The sequence below is a fragment of the Elusimicrobiota bacterium genome (assembly GCA_041660925.1).
Lineage (GTDB): Bacteria > Elusimicrobiota > Elusimicrobia > UBA1565 > UBA1565 > JBAZUV01.
The window spans coordinates 70,410-88,099 of record JBAZVI010000004.1 but is presented as its reverse complement, the minus strand read 5'-3'; the positions used below and the strand labels follow the sequence as shown (position 1 = coordinate 88,099).

Genomic DNA, 17,690 nt, shown 5'->3' with positions numbered 1-17,690 from the left:
ATATAGGGCCCGCGAAGGAGAGGGCGCTCAGTAGAGCAAGAACGGGGTCCGCCACGCCTTGAAGCGGGAGGCATCGGCTTCGAAGAGGTCGGTGAGCTGCTTGGGGGCGGCTCCGGCCTTGTAGAGGCGCAGGAAGCGCTCCGTCCCCGTCATGCGGACCATCTCCTCGGGACGGATGCCGAACTCCATGGGGTGCAGGTCCCGCAGGGCGCAGAGGAGGTGGGCGAAGAGGCGCAGGGGGTCGGCGGCGTCGCGGTCGAGCACGCGGATGCGGATGCCGCGGCAGCGCTTGCCCTGGTAGACGCTCTTCGAGGGCTTGAAACTCTCGGTCTCGAAGGCGTAGCCCTTGAGGTTCGCGGCCTTCAGACGCTTGAGCACCCCCTTGTCGTCCATCCAGGGCGCTCCGACCCAGCGGAAGGGGATCGGGGTGCCGCGGCCCACGGAGACGTTCGAGGCCTCGAAGCAGCCGATCCCCGGATAGAGGCCGGCGGCCTCGAGGTCCGGCATGTTGGGGGAGGGCTTCACCCAGCGCAGGCCGGTCTTGTCGAACCACATGGCGCGCGTCCAGCCCCGCAGCGGGACGACCTGCAGGCGGGCTCCGACGCGGCCGGCCATGTTGTGCAGGCGCGCGAGTTCGCCGACCGTCATCCCGTGGCGCACGGCGACGGGCAGGTAGGCGGTGAAGTGGCGCACGCCGTCGTCGAGCACGGTCCCGGCGACGCTCTCGCCGTTGATCGGGTCGGGACGGTCGAGGACGATGAAGTCGATGTCGCGCGCGGCGGCCGACTCCATGGCCATCGCCATCGTCGTGGGATAGGTGTAGAAGCGGGCGCCGATGTCCTGGATGTCGAAGACGAGGGCGTCGAGCCCTCCGAGCATGGCCGCCGACGGGGCCTGGGTGGCTCCGTAGAGACTGTAGACCGGGATGGTCTTCCCGTCGGGGAGACGGTAGGTGTCCGTCGAGACGGCCCCGTCCTCCACGATGCCCTTGAAGCCGTGCTCCGGAGAGAAGAGCGCCTTCAGCTGCACGCCCTCGGCTTCGGCGAGGACGCGCACGGTGGAGCGTCCCTTGCGGTCGAGCCCGGTGTGGTTCGTGATGAGGCCGATGCGCTTGCCTTTGAGCGCCTGGAAGCCGTCGGCCTCGAGCACGTCGATGCCGGCGAGCACGCCGGAGGGTTCGGGGGCGGGGCGGGGAGCCGCCGGCGCGGCGGCGGTCTTCGCGGCCGCGGGCGCCGTGCTCTTCACGACGGCGACGGGAGCCGTACTCTTCGCGACGTCGCCGGCGGCGGAAACGGGGACCGCGGACGCGAACAGCAGGATGAGCGGAAGTGCTTTCATCGGTCCCTCGCGGGCAGCTTCTTGAGCAGGATGTAGAGTTCTCCGGCGTCCCAGACGCGCACGGCCGTCTCCATCGCCGAGAGGCCGTGGCCGACGTAGAGGTCCACGCGGCCGGGGCCGGTGATCGCGCTCCCCACGTCCTGGCAGAAGACGAAGCGGGAGGCGTCGGCCTTGCCGAGGAGGCGGCCCTCCGCGTCGACCTGCGCCATCGGCAGGCGGATGAAGGCGGGAAGGCCGAGGGGGACCGTCTTCGGGTCCACCGCCGCGGAGCGTCCGGCGGTCAGCGGCTGGCCGATCTGGCCGAAGGGCTCTCCGTCGGCGGGCGCGTCGGCGAGCTCGAAGAAGGCGTAGCGCGGGTTCTGCGCGAGGAGCCAGGCCTCGCCTTCGGGATGCTCGGCGAGGTAGCGGCGCAGCCGCTCGCGGTCGATCTCCTCGCGGCGCATCGCGCCCGAGCCGACGACGGCGACTCCGACGCTGCGGTAGGGGAGGCCGTTGGTCGCGGCGTAGCGCGCCACGACCATCTTGCCGTCGGGGAACTCGAGCAGGCCGGAGCCCTGGACGTGGAGGTCGACGCGGTCGAAGGCGTTCTCCAGCCAGGCGAGCTCGAGCTTGCGCCCCTCGAGACGGCGGCGCACGTCGATGTCCCCGCGGTCGAAGTACGGGACGAAGCGTCCGCCCTCGACGCGCCCGACGACGCCCTCGCCTTTCCACTTCGAGCCGAACGCGCCGAGGTCGGCCTCGAGGAGGTCGGCGGGCTTGCGGTAGAGGGGGAAGGCGAAGCGCTCGGTGCGCACGGGGCTCGCCTTGAGCACGGGCTGATAGTAGGCCGAGAAGAAGGCTCCGCCGGCCGCCGTCGTCGCGCCCGAGACCCGGTAGAGGTCGAAGCGCTCGCGCAGGCCGGCCGCGAGCTCCTCGGGCGTGCGGGCCTCGCGGCGCAGGCGGACGAGCTCCTCGGCGGTCTCGCGCATGAGCTGAGGGCCGACCTTGCGGTCCCCGAACTCCGTGAGCTTCGGCGCGAGCGCCTTCAGGTACGCGAGCGTGCGCTCGGCCGCGCGCGCGAGGGAGTCGGCGTCGAGGTCGTCGCGCAGGGGGGGCCACTGCGCGGGTGGGACGAGGGTGACGGAAGGGCCCGCCGGCCGGAGCCCGGGCCGCGGGGGCGGGAGGCAGGCCGCCAGCGCCAGGGAGAGGGCGAGGAGCGGGAAAAGGGTCTTTTTCACCGGGCCGATTATAGCATGGGCGCGCGCGTACGCGTTCGGGCGGAGGGGGGAGGCGGTTGATTTTTCCGGGCGGCCTGTGGTAGGATATCAGGAGTCCATGACAGTATCCGCGTAAAAGACGGATACAATATGGCAAAACATGGACAGCGGGCGCCGAGCCGTCGATGGAGCCTTTCGCGCGTCCCGCGACCATAGAGGCAGCATGTATCTGAAATCCATCGACGTCGTCGGCTTCAAATCCTTCGCCGACCGCACCCGCATCGAGCTCAAGCCCGGCATCACGGGCGTCATCGGGCCCAACGGCTGCGGCAAGTCCAACGTCATGGACTCCATCCGCTGGTGCATCGGCGAGATGTCCTGGAAGGCGCTGCGCTCGGACTCGATGGTCAGCGTCATCTTCGCGGGCACCGCGCGCCGCAACCCGACCTCGATGGCCGAGGTCACCCTCACTTTCGACAACGCCCAGAGCATGCTGCCGGTGCAGTACTCCGAGGTCTCGGTCTCGCGCCGGCTCTTCCGCTCCGGCGAATCCGAGTACTACCTCAACCGCACGCAGTGCCGCCTGCGCGACATCCGCGAGCTCTTCCTCGACACCGGCATCGGCTCCGACGGCTACGCCATCATCGACCAGGGCAACGTGTCCTTCGTCCTCGAGGCGAAGCCCGAGGAGCGCCGCGCCCTCTTCGAGGAGGCCGCCGGCGTCTCCAAGTACAAGGCCAAGCGCGAGGAAGCGCTGCGCAAGCTCGAGAAGGTCGAGATCGACCTGGGCCAGCTCTCCACCTCGACGACGCTCATCGAGGAGCAGATCAAGAAGCTCGACGCCGACGCGCGCAAGGCGGAGCTCTACAAGAAGTACAAGGCCGAGCTCTCCGTGCTCGAGTCGCGCCAGACCGTCGGCGAGATCGACGCCGCCGAGGCCGAGATCGCCCGCGAGCAGGAGACGACCGCCCCGCTGCTGGAGCGCCACGCGCAGCTGAAGGTCGAGGTGGAGGCCGAGGAGGGCCGTCTCGCGGCGCTGCGTCTCGAGAAGGCCGCCGTGGACGGGAAGCTCGTCGAGACCAACGCGGCGATCTCCGACCTCAAGGTGGAGGGCGGGGCGCTGCAGGGACGCATCACGAGCGCCGAGAACAACCGGACTTTCCTCGTCGAGCAGATCGCCCAGTCCGAGAAGGACGCCGAGCACGACCGGGCCGCTCTCGCGGCCCTCGAGCCGCAGATCGCCGGCGCCCGCGAACAGGTCGAGAAGGCCGAGGGCGCCGTGGCCGCCGCGCTCGCGCGCCGCAGCGCGTTCTCCGCGGAGCTCGCCGCCGCCCGCGAGGGTCAGGACGCAGCGCAGGCCGGCGTGGACGCGTCCGCCGCCGACGCGCTCAAGGCCGCCGAGCGCACTCAGAGCACCGTGCGCGAGCTCGCCCAGCAGGAGAGCCGCGTCGAGCACAACATCATGGCCGCCCGCACCGAGCTGCGCGAGCTCGAGCGGACCCTGGGCCGCCTCGCCGGAGGCCGCGTCGAGGTCGAGCGCGCGCGCCTGAACCTCAACGAGCGCAAGGCCTGGACCGAGGAGTCCCGCCTGGCCCTCGAGCGCCTCGAGGGCGCCCACAAGGACGCCGTCCGCGAGCTCGAAGAGGCGCGCCTCCGCGTCCAGACGCTGCGCGAGGAAGAGGTGCAGCTCAAGGCCCGCGTCGAGTCGCTCGAGGCGCAGGGCAGCCGCGACCCTTACTGGGTCGGCGCCCACGCCCTCATCGAGGCCGGTCTCCCCGGCGTCCTCGGCACCGTGCAGTCCGTGCTGCGCGCCGAGGAGCCCTGGCGCACCCATCTGGAGGACGCGCTCGGAGAGCGCCTCTACGCCGTGCTCTGCGCCGACCCCGACGCCGCGCGCGCCGGCATCCGCTTCCTGCGCGACGCCGGCCGCGGCCGGGCCCGCATGCTCGTGCTGAGCACGCTCTCCCAGGACGAGCCCTCGCGCCAGCTCCCGCCCGACGCGAAGCCGCTGCTCGAGCACGTCCAGTTCGATCCGGCCTACGAACGCGCGATGCGCCATCTGCTCTCGGAGTGCTACGCCTACGGCGGCGAGCTCTACGGCACCCATTGGGTGTGCGGCGGCTCCGGCGACACCGCCGGCGCGGCCCCCAAGCTCTCGGAGCTGCTGCCCGCGCGCGAACGCCTGGCCCTCATCGCGACCGAAGGGTCCGCGGTGCAGGGGCGGCGCGCCGAGGCCGAGACGGCCCTCGTCGCCGCCGAGGAGCGCCTGCGCGCCGCGCGGGACATCCAGTCCGTCGAGACCCAGAAGTTCAACCACGCCGCCGCCGAGCTCCGCCACAGCACCGACCTGCTCCCGGCCATCGAGGAGGACGCCGCGCTCGTCGAGAAGCACTGCGCGGAGCTCCTCGTCCAGATCGCCGAGGCCAAGGAGCTGCGCATCGGGCACGCCGCGCGCCTGAAGGGCCTGCGCGAGGACGAGGGCCGGCTCGAGGTCGTGAAGGGCGAGGCCGTGCGCCGGCGCGACGACGCCCGCGCCGCCGTCGTCGGGCTCGAGGCGCAGGAGAGCCAGTTCGAGCAGACTCTGCAGACCCTGCGCGAGCACGAGTCCAACACCCGCAGCCATCTCGAGCGCATCGAGGGCGGGCGCCGCGAATACGAGAGCTCGCTCGGGCGCCGGCTCGAGCAGCGGCAGGCCTGGGAGCGCAAGATCGACGAGGAGAAGTCCTCCGAGGCCGAGGCCCGCACGGCGCTCGACGCCCTGCGCGTGCGCCTCGCCGAGGGGGAGGGCGCCGCCCAGGCCCTCTTCGCGAAGGCCCAGGAGCACGCCCGCGACGCCGAGAACATGGAGAAGGGGCTCCACGACCGCCGCGCCGAGTTCGAAGGGCTCGGGCGGCAGCTGCAGGACAGCGAATTGCGCGTGGCGACCGTCCGCGGCCGCCTCGAGTCGCAGCTGCGCCGGCTGACCGAGGAGATCGGCCTCACTCTCGAGGCGGCCCGCGCGCAGCACAAGGACCAGGAGGCCGTGGACCCCGAGCGCGTGCAGTTCCTCAAGCGCCGCATCGAGGCGCTCGGCAACGTCAACCTCGCCGCGCCGGAGGAGTACGAGGCCCTGGTGGGGCGGCGCGACTATCTCAAGGGCCAGGTCGACGACCTCAACAAGGCCAAGGACGACCTGCGCACCGCCATCAACCGCATCAACGCCACGACCCGCGAGAACTTCCGCCAGACCTTCAACGAGGTGCGCGACCACTTCCGCCGCCTCTACTCGGTGCTCTTCGAGGGCGGCGAGGCCGACATCATCCTCACCGACGAGGAGAACATGCTGGAGACCGGGGTCGAGATCATGGCCCAGCCTCCGGGCAAGCGCCTGCAGAGCATCTCCCTGCTCTCGGGCGGCGAGAAGACGCTGACCGCCATCGCGCTGCTCTTCTCCTTCTTCATGGTGAAGCCCTCGCCCATCTGCATGCTCGACGAGGCCGACGCCGCGCTCGACGACGCGAACGTCGACCGCTTCGTCTCGATGCTGCGGCAGTTCTCGGGGCGTTCGCAGTTCCTCATCGTCAGCCACAACAAGAAGACGATGGAGGCCTGCGACGTCATGTACGGCGTCACCATGGAGGAATCGGGCGTCAGCCAGATCATCTCCGTGGACTTCCGCAAGCCGGGCGAGCGGGAGGCGGCGGCCCGCATGGCGGCGCAGACGGAAGGGCCCTTCGCCATGCCGGAGCCGGCGCCGCTGGTGGCCGCCGGCGCGCCGGCGGAGCCCGAACCCGCGGCGTCCGCGGACGCGGGGCCGGAGACCTCTGCGGCGGCGTAGGCTCCCCATGCTCTGGGGCGTGATCTCCGACGTACACTCCAACGCCGAGGCGCTCTCGGCCGTCCTGGAGTTCCTGCGCGGCAAAGGCGCCGGCGGCTATGTCTGCTGCGGGGACATCGTCGGCTACGGCGCGGAGCCCGACGAGGCCGTGAAGCTCGTCTCGGGGCTCCCCAACCTCTGCTGCGTGCGCGGCAACCACGACCTCGCGACCCTCGGCCGCATGGACCTCTCCTGGTTCAACGAGATGGCGGCGAAGGCCGTGCACTACGCGCGAAGCGTTCTCTCCCAGGAGAACATGCGCTGGCTCCAGGACCTGCCGCCGAAGATCGAGCGGCCGGAGTTCACCGTCGTGCACGGCTCCCCGCGCAACCCGGCCGAGGAGTACCTCGTCACCGTCCAGCAGTTCCACGACAACTACCCGCACTACAAGGTCTCGCCCTGCTTCGTCGGTCACAGCCACCTGCCGCTCGCGTTCCTGATGAAGGAGCCGGTCAGCTACGTCGAGTTCGCGATGCTCAAGCCCGAGCAGACGGTCCGCGCGGCGCGCGGGGTGCGCACGGTCATCAATCCCGGCGCGGTCGGACAGCCGCGCGACCACGACGCCCGGGCCGCCTGCGGCCTCTACGACGACGAGAGCCGCGTCTTCACCCTCCACCGCGTCGAATACGACGTCGAGGCCGCCCAGCGCAAGATCCTCATGGCCGGCCTCCCCGAGTTCCTCTCCCTGCGCCTGCTGTACGGACAATAAGCCGTCTCGTCGACCTCCCGCAGACTGACGGTTTTTGCGCGGCACCCTCTATCTCCCCTCCCTCTCGAGGGAGGGGGGCTTGATGGAGGACGGCGCCGCGGAATCTTTATACGCCTTGTTTTCGTAACAATCAGGGGTTATAAAGATATCGTGCGCGAGCCAGGAGTCCGTCCGAGTAATAGCGTGTTCTCCGGTCGCGCGCTGTCGGAGCGAGCCGAGGCGCGTCGGAGGGCGCGATGCTGAAGCATCGTAACCGACGAGCAACGAAGGCGCAGCCCGATAGCGCGCGACCCGCCCCTCCATTGACGAGATGGGGAAGGGCGGGAGGCCCCATCCCGACCGTGCGCTGCGTTGCTCCTCGCTCACATAGCGGAGCTATACTCGCTCCTCGCGCCTTGCCCACGGTGCAGGCTGAGGGCCTCCGGGGAATACGCTATTACTCGGACGGACTCCCCGGGAGCCGCCGAGGACTGTTCTGCTGGCTGCGCTGCCGGCGCGGTCAGCTGTCGATCCCCTCGCTGTTCGTGCTCCCCTCGCTGTTCCTCTTCGTCTACCTGATCTTCGAGACCGCCAAGCTCTCGCGCGAGAAGATCCGCCACCAGTTCGCCGTCGACGCCGCCGCCTTCATCGAGATGACGAACTACTCGGACTTCCTCAACCGCTCGGCGTACGTGAACGGGGCCTTCCCCCAGCGCATCTTCTACGAAGGCTTCTACAACACGATGATCGAGCGCAAGAACAACACCTCGCCCGACCGCCTCTACGACATCCTCTGGAAGAACGGCACCTTCCCGCGCACCGACCAGGCCCCCGGCGACGCGCCGCTGGACACCTTCACGAGCTGGCACCTGCGCTTCGGCGGCTGCGGCATGGGCAAGAACGGGAACCCGCCCGACATGTCGAGCTGCGGCGCCACCGGCGGAACCGGCGGCGGCGCGGGGGGCGGGGGCGGGGCGGTCACCGGCGGCGGCGGCGGCGTGGCGGGCGGCGGCCGGCTCGACATCATCACCATGCAGGACGCGCTCGACTACTGGCTGAACTGGGACGACTCGCAGGACATCTACAAGCTCTACGTGCAGATCTACCAGCTCCTCGGCTCCGTCGAGGACGCGCAGTTCTCGGTCTTCAACCGCCTCACGAAGACCGGGCGCCACGGCTTCTTCCGCAAGTCCTATTGGCTCAACACCGGCGACGACATCAACCAGGCCGAAGCGGGCGCCTCGTTCTTCAACGCCTACAGCTTCGAGCCCAAGCCGTACTGCATCCAGGAGGTGATGATCTACGGCAACAAGCCGACGAGCAACGCCTTCCAGCCCTATCAGATCTGGGCGCCCAACGCGCCCATCCAGATGCCGCCGACGATCGCCAACTGTCAGCCCCAGGCGGGCCTCTTCCAGGCCGAGGCCATCCCGGACATGCACCTGCAGAACATGAAGATCGTCCACTCCCCGCTGGCGAACTACCCCGGCTATCCGGTCATCCAGCCCTGGCGCGCGCCGACGAACTACTTCAAGGTGGACTTCAACTCCAAGGTGAAGTGCGCGGTCGGCGGCTTCGACAGCCCCTGCGTGCACGCGACGGTGATGCTCAGCGGCGGACGGCTCTGGCCGAGCCCCACCCCCAAGTTCCAGACCCGGCTCTACCCATGAAGAGAAACGCTTTCCTCCCGTTCGCCGGGCTGCGCCGGAGCGCGACAAGGGGCCAGGCCACGACCGAGGTGGTGCTCCTGCTCCCGCTGTTCATGTTCTTCCTCTTCGCCTTCGCCAAGGTCTTCGCGATGCTCGTCCTCGTGCAGAAGATGGAGGTCGCGTCCTACTACGCGGCGCGGCGCTGGCAGCTCGAGTCGCACCGCAACATGGCCTTCGAGACCGACGACGACAACAAGCTCTGCCCCGACATCGAGAACAAGGTCGCCTGCTACCTCGGCTTCGTGCGCTCCGACTGCCCCGGCAACCGCGTGACCGAGAACTTCCTCTCCCTGCAGAGCATCAAGCTCTGCCCGATCACGCGCACCCAGGTCTGGAACGTCGTGACGCTCACCGTCCGCACGCGCCCCATCAAGTCCCCGCTCCTCAAGTACGCCCCGCCGCCGCTCGAGGTCACGAAGTACGTGCCCAACCGCGACCGCCCCATCGCCTTCGTCCTGCCGGGGCTCAATCCCTAGCGGCACTTTGCTCGGCGCCGAGCATGAAAATCCGGTCGCGTGCTGAGAGCGGGCCATCGGCCGCTCTCCCTCTCCCGACCCCTCCCCCGAAGGGGAGGGAGCTGAGGAAGAACGCCCCCCGGTGGGCACAGCGCCGAGCGTCCTCATAGGATTTGCTATCCTTAGCCCGGAACCCTCATCGAGGGTCCCGGTCTAAAGGAGGCTTTCCTCTATGTTCTGGGCACGCTTCAGGCTCTTCATGCAGCGCTGGTGGCTCTGGGTGGCCATCGCGGTCGGGGTGTTCGTCTCCGTCATGCTCCCCATGTGGTACCTGGCCGGCATGGAGGAGAGCATCCGGCGCTACATCATCGGCATCAACGTCGCCTCCCTGCCCTGGGGCATCCTGCAGACCCTCGTCTTCGTCGCTTTCCTCTATCTGCTCCAGTACGGCGGCGGCTTCGCGCGCTTCAAGAAGGCCAAGATCGACGCCGACGAGGTCCGCGTGAGCTTCAGCGACGTCATCGGCCTCAACGAGGCCAAACGCGAGGCCATCGAGGTCGTCTCCCTCATCAAGGACCGCTCGGCGGTCAAGCGCCTCGGCGGGAACATCATGCGCGGGATGATGCTCATGGGGCCTCCCGGCTGCGGCAAGACGCTCCTCGCCAAGGCCATCGCCACCGAGGCCGGCATCCCCTTCCTCTCCGTCGCGGGCTCGGAGTTCGTCGAGGTCTTCGTCGGCGTGGGCGCCTCGCGGGTGCGCAAGCTCTTCTCGCAGGCGCGCCAGTACTCCAAGGCCTACGGCGGCTGCATCATCTTCATCGACGAGCTCGAGGTCCTCGGCCGCGCGCGCGTCTTCTACGACGCCTTCGGCTCCGGCCAGGAGGGGAACTCGACGCTGAACCAGCTCCTCGTCGAGATGGACGGCCTCAACGAGAGCGACGCGCACGTGCTCGTCATCGGCGCGATGAACGCCGCCGAGGACGTGCTCGACCCGGCGCTGCTGCGTCCCGGCCGCTTCGACCGCAAGATCCAGATCAACCGCCCCAATCTCGCCGAGCGCCAGCAGATCTTCGAGTACTACGCGAAGAAGATCCCCGTGGCCTCCGACGTCGACATGGGCCGGCTCGCGCGCAAGGCGGTCTACAAGACCCCCGCCGAGATCGAGAACATCCTCAAGGAGGCCGCGCTCATCGCCGCCCGCGGCGGCAAGGACCTCATCGGCTACAAGGACATCTCCTCGGCCATCGAGCGCATCGAGCTCGGCGTCGAGCACCGCCTCAACCTCACGCCGCACGAGCGCGAGATGACGGCCTACCACGAGGCGGGGCACCTCGTCGAACTCTACCTCACCCATCCGACCGACGACGTCTTCAAGGCCTCCATCATCCAGCGCGGCGGCGTGCTCGGGGTCGTCCACCACACCCCGCGCGAGGAGCTCTACAGCACCGACCGCAACACCTGGTTCGCGCACATCCGCGTCTCGCTCTCCGGCTACGTCAGCGAGCGCCTCAAGTACGGCGTCACCACCGACGGCGTGAGCTCGGACTTCAAGAGCGCGATGGCCATGGCGCATGCGATGGTCTGGCGCTTCGGCATGGGGAAGAGCGGCTTCGTGGGCGACTTCAGCGTGCTCCCCAAGGAGCACGTCTCCGAAGCCCTCAAGCAGAAGCTCAACGACGAGACCCAGGCGATCCTCCATCAGGCCCTCACCGAGGCCGAGGCGACGCTCAAGGCCGAGTGGAAGATCGTCGAGCGCTTCGTCGCGGAGCTGCTCGCTCACGACGAGCTCGACTACGACGACATCGCCCGGATCTTCGCCGAGTTCGGCAAGCAGTCCCCCAAGCCGGAGTACGCCCCCGTACCGCCGCCGCCGGCCGCATAGCCCTCGGGACGAGGCTCCATCAGGCATGAAGGAGCGCGATGAGCGGAGTCGGCCTTCGCGGAAGGACGGGTGCGCTCTCCTCGACGAGGTCCGCGCCGAATACGACCTCGCACTGAGACGGGACCTCCCGCAGGTCCGCGCGTACAAGGCCCGCTGGGCGGCCGCGTTCGCCCGCGACGAGCTGCCTCCGGAGCGGGTCGTCGACCGGCCGCATTTCCTGGGCGCCGAGTCCTATCGCGGGATGGTCGACGACGCCGCCCGCTTCGTCGCCGACCTCCGGGGGCTCTTCACTGCGCGCTTCGGAGGCGATCCCGCGAAGGCGGCGGCCGAGCTCGGGATGCCCGTTCTCACCCACCCGATCTGCGACCGCCTGAGGGGATCCTGCGAGGGCTGCGAGACGATCGCGCGGCCGGACATCCTCGAGGCGGGCGGACGAGGGCATTTCCTCGAGCAGAACGTCTCGAGCGTCGTCGCCGACTACAATCAGAAGGTCCTTCTGGAATACTATCGCGACCATCCGGCGCTCCGCCGCGCCGCGGCGGGGCTGAAGCTCGAGTTCCCCTCGTTCCTCGACGAGATCCCGGGATTCTTCCGCAGGAACTTCGAGGGGAAGACCGTCTCTCTCTGGGAGGCGCTCAAGGGGACCGAGGAGCGCCGGTGTCCGACGCTGAAGAAGACCCACGAGGCCCTGGCTCGGGCCGGGATCGAGACCCTCCATCTCGACGAGCGCGAGCACCCCCTCGAGGTCACGGACGAGGGCGTGCGTCAAGCGGGGCGTCGTCTCGACGTCCTCTTCCGCCACGGGGTCGCCTGGGAGCTCACGGCGAAGTACGCCGCCGTGCAGCCGCTGCTCGACGCGGCGATCGCGGGGAAGGTCCTGCTCTATCAGAGTCCCTGGGAGTTCTTCGAGAGCAACAAGTGTCTGCTCGGGATCCTCTCGGAAGGCGCTCCGATGCCGGTCCCGTCGTCGGAGAGCGCCCTGTGCGCCCTGCCTTGGACGCGCATCCTCGGAGACCGGGAAACGTCTTTCGAAGGGCGTCCCGTCCGCCTGCCCGAGTTCAGTCTCGCGAGACGCCGGGACCTGGTGATCAAGAAGGGCTTCAGTGCGGCCTCCTGCGACGTGCTCCTGGGCGCGGAGACCGAGGAGGCCGCCTGGAAGCGGGCCGTCGAGGCGGCGGTCGCCGCCGGGGGCTGGGTCGTTCAGGAGGCGGTGCGTCCCCCCAAGGAAACGGTCCCCGTGGTCTTAGGAGAGGTCGAGACGCGCGAGACCGTGCGGGTGGACTCCCTCTATCTCCTCGGGAGGACGGGAGGCGGCCTATGGTGCCGCCATTGCCCGGGCTCGCTGCGGGCGAGAGACGCCCTCTATTCAGCCGGAGTGGTGGTCGCCGCGGCCTGACGCGTCGGGCCGTCCCTCGACGGCCGCCGGTCCTCCTTTCCTCGCGAGGACGGCCCCGATGTTGGCACCGAGCGCCCATTTCCCGTTCCCGAAAGAGTCGCCCTCGAATCGAGGGCCGAGGACGCCCGCGGCGCGCACATGGATGCCGAAGAACCGGTCCTCGACGATGAAGGGGCTTTCGACCGGGGAGTGCAGGAACGGCTCCATCCGTCCGTCGACGACGGTCGGGCTCATGCGGACCTCGGGCGCGACGAACTCCTGCGCGACCCAGTTCGTCTCGGAGAGAGCTTTCCCGGTCAGAGCGGACCAGGCGTCCGCGTCGTGGAAGCGCCCGATGTGTACGGTCTCCGAGCCGTAGCCTAGGCCCCACTTCAGGACGAAGTCGTCCTTCCGGAGGCGCAGGAGGTCCGCGAGAGCGATCCGCTCTCCCCGATGCTCCACGACCGACGGCACGGTCCGGTACGTCGGCGGGACGGCCTTCCGGACCGCGTCCAGTTCCTGCGCGGAGAGCAGCCCCTGGAAGCGCGGCTCGAGCAGGGCCGCCAGGAGGAGCTTGCTGCAGGAGGCCAGGTCGCCGGGCTGGCCGATGAGCTGTACGAGACCGTCCATCCACGCGCGCAGCAGGGGTTGGAGCGCACCGCTCTTCGAATAGAAGAAGTGGGGGATGAAGCGGCAGACGACCACGGAGACCCGGTCTCCTCCGAAGAAGACGCCCTTGCGGTTCACTTCCAGTCTTCGGTCGCGAAAGTCCGCGACGTCGAGGTCGAGCCCGTACTTCTTCAGGAATCGGACCGTGCGATAGGTCTCCGGGTCGGAAGGATAGGCGGTCTCATGGTTGAAATCGAGCACGACGCCCTTCCCCCCGCCGATGACCTTGCCGAAATAGCCCGCCAAGCCCTCCAGGTAGTCCGGGAAGCGCACGTCCCAGACCTCCGAGAGCGCGCGGACGAAGGGATGCTCCGCATAGTATTCGACGAGGAAGGGGTGCGATGCTCCCGTCACGGAGGGCGTCATGTTCAGCTCGAGGACCCGGTACCCGGCGGGCGTTCGGAGGACGTCGGGCCGCATCACGTGGACTTCGGCCGGAAGTCCGTGGGCGGTCTCCGGGCTCTCGTCGAGGCGCGCGAAGACCAGGCGGGAGAGTCCCGCCGCTCCATCGGACGCGCAGACGGAGCGGGCGACCTTCTGCGCAGCGTCCTTGATGAGACAGGAGGTCCGCGTGAGGCGCAGGACATCGTCCTCCCCATAGAGGTAGGGGAGGTCTCCCAGCGGACGAAGACCTTCCTTCTCGATGAGGGGGCGCCACTTCGTGGAGTAGCGGACGACGTCCTCGTGGATGTCGTCGAGGTAATCCAGGACCTCGACCTCGAGCGCGGTCTCCCCGTTCGGGCCCGAGGGGTGCGGGGAGAACTCCTCGCCGGCGAAGCCCGACCACATGCGCGCGAGCTGCCCGCGCTCGAACGTGCAGCGCCGACGGGTCCGTCGGATGCGGTCGCCGGTCATGCGGCCGGCAGACGCCGGAGCTCTCGGACGAGGCCTGCGATCTGCTCCTCGGTGTGCAGCGCCGAGAGGACGACGCGCAGGATCGGCTCGCCGAAGGACACGACGGGGAAGAACGCGGCGGAGACGAAGTAGCCGGCGCTGCGCAGCGCCGCCGCGGCGTCGATGGCGGCGTCCTCGTCCTTCATCGGGATCGCGCGGACGGCGGAGACGCCGTCGCGCGGCGCGCCGTACATCGACGAATCGAAGAGGCGGACGTTCCTCCGCAGTCGCTCCTGGAGGGGGACGACGCCGCCGCTCTCGTGGATCGTCAGCGCCGCGCGCACCGCTCCCAGGATCGAGAAGTCGAGCGGGCCCGAGAAGGCGTAAGGCATGCCGAGGCGCCGGAGGGCCGTCTCGCATCCGCGGTCCGGCAGCAGGACGCCTCCGCCGTTGCACCCGAAGCCCTTCGAAAGAGAGAAGTTCACGAAGACGTTCCCCGGGAGGTCGGGCCAGAGGGTGCGGACGAAGCCTTCTCCCTTGGGTCCGACGACGGAGGTCCCATGGGCGTCGTCGATGTAGGGGATGAGCCCGTAGCGGTCGACGAGGCCGCGAACGCCGTCGAGTGGGCATTCCCCGCCCATGGAATAGACACCGTCGCAGAAATAGACCGTGCGCCGGCCTCCGCGAGCATTCTCCCTGCAGAGGTCCTCGAGCGCGTTCATGTCGTTGTGGGGGATCGTCCGGACCTGGCCGGAGGCCTGGAGATAGGGACGCAGGTTCTGCATGGAGGCGTGGGCGGAGCGGTCGAGCACGAAATCCAGTCTCGTGTCCGCATCGACGCCGTCGACGGGGAGGAGTCCTTTCGCGAGCAGGGGGATGATCGCCGCGTGCGTCGTCGTCACCGAGGGGAACGTGACCGCCGTCCTCCGGAAGAGCGACGAGAGCCGCTCCTCGACCTCCGTGTTGAGGCCGATGGAGAGGCGTGTGCGGGCCGTGCACAGATGCACTCCCCATTCGTCGAGCGCCTGCTTGGCCGAGTCGATGACGGCCTTCTCCCGGTCCAAACCCAGATAGGAGCAGGAGACGAACTCGACGACGGAGGTCCCGTCCTGGAGACGGAGCGCCTTGCCGTCGATGCGGAGGACGGACTGGTGCATCACGTTGAGTGCGACGGCCCGGTCGATCCAGTCCGTGCGCGCGCGCAGCAGGCGCCGGCGGAAGTCTTCGTTCATCGCGTCCTCGTCGTTTGCGGGATGAACGCTCCGACCGCGAGACGGGCGCCCGTCCGGACGTTGATCGTGGAGGCGCCGGAGAGACGGGCGAAGATGCCGGAGAGCGAGCGGTCATGTCCCCACAGGCTCAGGACCGCATGGGGGCCGCCTGGCAGGTCCGTGCGTCCGGGAGGAGATCGTCTCTGGACCGCCCAGCGAAGGGGCTCGCTCAGGGCTCGTTCGAGGGCGGCTTCCCAGCGGGAGGTCGTCGCGTCCCGTCCGACCAGGACGTCTTGTCCGCCGTAGCCGTAGCACGGCTTCAGGACCAGGCCGGCCTTGTTCTTCGCGATGAACGCCGGGAGGTCGACCTCCCGGCCGTCGAGATCCGTCTTCCGTTCCGAGACCCGGCGGGTCCATGAGACTCTGCGGAGGATCCGGCGGACCGCGGGGGAGAAGAGGGCGGCCCAGCGCGGGGACGTCAGGAACTCGAGGACGCCCTTCGATTCGAGGACGTTCGCGTGGGGACTCGTGACCATGCAGAGGTCTCCGTCCGTGAAGCGCTTCCGCCAGGCCCGGGAGAGCTCCTTGTCCGGAGCGTCGATCAGCTCGTAGATGTAGTCGTGGAGCACGAGCGAGCCGCTCGGGATGAGGTCGACGTCCTCGGGTCGGACGAGTTCCACGGGCCCGGCGAGCTCCGAGAGCGCTCGAAGAAGGCAGAGGAAATCGGACGCGGTCGGGCTCTGCGGGTCGATGAGGAGAAAGAGGCCTTTGCGACGCCCGCACTGCGCGCTTCGACGCTGCGCCGCATACGCGCGGCGCAGCGTCCGCAGATGCGTCGCGGCCATCGGAAGGAACTCCGCGGAGGAACGACGACGGCCCTCGCGGCACATCCCGATCAGGGCGTCATTGAGGCCGATGCCGCTGGGGTCGGCGCAATTGAACTCCAGGATGTCGAGGCTCCCGCGGTCAGGGTCGAAGTGCGCGTCCAGTCGGAAGAAGGGGAGCGGCGCTGCGGGCAGGGGGCTCCCGAGGACCCCGACGAGGGCTTCCGGGGGCTGCATCCGGCGCCAACGCGCCGGCTTCGCGCCGAAGAGGTGGCGTGCGACCGCCGCGAGCGCCTCCGCGCAGCCGCGGACCGTCTCCTCGAACATCGGTCGATGGGAACGGGGGACGGGGAAGGGCTGCTCCAGATGGCGCGGGAAACCGCGCAGGCGCCGGGCGAACTCGGCCAGCGATGACTCGGACCTTGTGGGGGGAATGGGCATCCGTTCGATCTTGATCCCGCGGACCTCGTTGAGTTGTAGCATGGACGCGAGCGTCTCGGCAAATCGATGGTCATGGGAGGACTCCCGAGAGTCCCTTGACAAGGTTTCGCGGGGTCTTTACACTGCTATTAAGGATAGTCTGCCTCTCGGGAGGGGGCGGCGCGTCATGCAGCGTGACGACGGCGTCGGGTCCTGGCTTCGCGGCAACTGGTGGCTGTTGCTCGTCCTTTTCGCGGGCATCGGCCTCTGGCTGTTCGCGCCTATGGCCCATCAGACGGGGTCGGATTCCGTCGCGGTCCCTTCCTCCGAGGGGGTCTCTGCCGCCGAGCAGAGCCTGCGCACCCTCGACGCCTCCAACCCCCAGGGCGCGCCCGGCTCCGCCCTCTCCGTCGAGATGCCGGGCCAGGGCGCCTACGCCCGGGCCGGCGACGGCGCGCCCATCTCCTCGCTCTATCAGTCTCCGGGCGGCGCCGCCGGAGCGCTCATCGAACCGGGCGCCGCGGCCGCGGCGGAGGGCGGCACGCTCGCGGCCGCGCTGAAGAAGGTCGGAGAGTCCCGGTCCGCCGCGGGCGGCTGGGGCGGCCAGCCGGTGCACACCGGCTTCTCCGCGCCGAGGATGAACCTCTCGGCCCTGCCCTCGCGCTCGGGCGGCGGCGGAGGTTCGGGCGCCTCGATGGCGGTCAGCGACCGGCCCTTCGGGCTCGGCGGCAACCCCGGCCTCGTCGAGTCGCGCGGCGACGGTCTCGGACGCATCGGCATCGGCCCGCAGAAGCTCGGCGGCGCCGGCGGCAACGTCTCCCTCGAATCGCTCAAGGGCGTGCAGAAGGCGTCGGCCGACGCCCTGCGCGGCAACAGCGAGCGCGCCGCGAGCGCCGCCGCGCGCTCCTTCGACGCGACCGGGGCCCGGAGCGCTTCGCTCGGCGGAGCGGCGGGCGGCGGCACGGGCGTCGGCCTCTCCGACAACGAGGCGGTGCCCACCAACCTCAAGGACGCCGACTACGCGAATCTCAGCAAGAAGGAGATCCAGCCGCCGGAGATCAAGGAGTCCAAGGCGGTCGAGAGCAACCAGGATCAGATGATGCAGCTGGCGATGATGGGGATGATGATGATGATGGGCGGGATGATGGGCCCTGAGATGAGCCAGATGATGCCGATGATGATGATGTCGATGCAGATGCTGCAGGCGGACAAGGTCAAATCCTGAGGAGAACC

Annotated in this window: 12 protein-coding genes; 7 read left to right on the top strand and 5 right to left on the bottom strand. The window is 69.2% G+C overall.

What is annotated here, in order from left to right:
• Positions 1 to 27: 27 nt before the first annotated feature.
• Together WC969_06925 and WC969_06920 are read right to left on the bottom strand one after the other, a co-directional pair.
• Positions 28 to 1,338, bottom strand: coding sequence for a DUF1343 domain-containing protein (locus WC969_06925; GenBank protein ID MFA6029567.1), 1,311 nt, complete (start codon positions 1,336 to 1,338; stop codon positions 28 to 30).
• Positions 1,335 to 2,555 carry an MltA domain-containing protein gene (locus WC969_06920; protein MFA6029566.1) on the bottom strand — a complete coding sequence of 407 codons (1,221 nt, stop codon included), beginning with the start codon at positions 2,553 to 2,555 and terminating at the stop codon, positions 1,335 to 1,337. The genes WC969_06925 and WC969_06920 overlap by 4 nt, the downstream gene beginning before the upstream one ends.
• A 202-nt stretch (positions 2,556 to 2,757) precedes the next feature.
• Between WC969_06920 and smc the strand changes: the two genes are divergently transcribed.
• The 6 genes from smc to WC969_06890 all read left to right on the top strand — a co-directional run bounded on the left by smc (position 2,758) and on the right by WC969_06890 (position 12,520).
• On the top strand, positions 2,758 to 6,351 hold the full coding sequence (smc, locus tag WC969_06915) for a chromosome segregation protein SMC (protein ID MFA6029565.1): 3,594 nt from the start codon (positions 2,758 to 2,760) through the stop codon (positions 6,349 to 6,351).
• Between the two features lie 7 nt (positions 6,352 to 6,358).
• Positions 6,359 to 7,099: a metallophosphoesterase family protein gene (locus WC969_06910; GenBank protein ID MFA6029564.1), complete on the top strand. Its 741-nt coding sequence runs from the start codon at positions 6,359 to 6,361 to the stop codon at positions 7,097 to 7,099.
• Between the two features lie 395 nt (positions 7,100 to 7,494).
• Entirely contained in the window at positions 7,495 to 8,748 is a 1,254-nt protein-coding gene (locus tag WC969_06905; protein ID MFA6029563.1) for a hypothetical protein, read from the top strand.
• Positions 8,745 to 9,263: a hypothetical protein gene (locus WC969_06900; protein MFA6029562.1), complete on the top strand. Its 519-nt coding sequence runs from the start codon at positions 8,745 to 8,747 to the stop codon at positions 9,261 to 9,263. The genes WC969_06905 and WC969_06900 overlap by 4 nt, the downstream gene beginning before the upstream one ends.
• Positions 9,264 to 9,474: 211 nt before the next feature.
• A complete protein-coding gene (locus WC969_06895) occupies positions 9,475 to 11,124 on the top strand; it encodes an AAA family ATPase (GenBank protein MFA6029561.1) in 1,650 nt (549 codons plus the stop codon).
• Positions 11,125 to 11,149: 25 nt separating this feature from the next.
• Positions 11,150 to 12,520 carry a hypothetical protein gene (locus tag WC969_06890; GenBank protein MFA6029560.1) on the top strand — a complete coding sequence of 457 codons (1,371 nt, stop codon included), beginning with the start codon at positions 11,150 to 11,152 and terminating at the stop codon, positions 12,518 to 12,520.
• On the opposite strand, the gene WC969_06885 is transcribed toward WC969_06890, so the two are convergent.
• Genes WC969_06885 through WC969_06875 form a run of 3 tightly spaced genes read right to left on the bottom strand, consistent with a single transcriptional unit; the run spans position 12,491 to position 16,520 of the window.
• A complete protein-coding gene (locus tag WC969_06885) occupies positions 12,491 to 14,023 on the bottom strand; it encodes a hypothetical protein (GenBank protein MFA6029559.1) in 1,533 nt (510 codons plus the stop codon). The genes WC969_06890 and WC969_06885 overlap by 30 nt on opposite strands.
• Positions 14,020 to 15,234 (bottom strand): aminotransferase class I/II-fold pyridoxal phosphate-dependent enzyme, encoded by a 1,215-nt coding sequence (locus WC969_06880; protein ID MFA6029558.1) that lies wholly within the window; start codon positions 15,232 to 15,234, stop codon positions 14,020 to 14,022. The genes WC969_06885 and WC969_06880 overlap by 4 nt, the downstream gene beginning before the upstream one ends.
• Positions 15,231 to 16,520, bottom strand: coding sequence for a hypothetical protein (locus WC969_06875; protein ID MFA6029557.1), 1,290 nt, complete (start codon positions 16,518 to 16,520; stop codon positions 15,231 to 15,233). Before WC969_06875 ends, WC969_06880 begins: the two co-directional genes overlap by 4 nt.
• A gap of 124 nt (positions 16,521 to 16,644) precedes the next feature.
• On the opposite strand from WC969_06875, the gene WC969_06870 reads away from it, so the two are divergent.
• The gene (locus WC969_06870; protein ID MFA6029556.1) at positions 16,645 to 17,682 is read left to right on the top strand and encodes a hypothetical protein; all 1,038 of its coding nucleotides are present in this window, start codon (positions 16,645 to 16,647) and stop codon (positions 17,680 to 17,682) included.
• Positions 17,683 to 17,690: the final 8 nt, after the last annotated feature.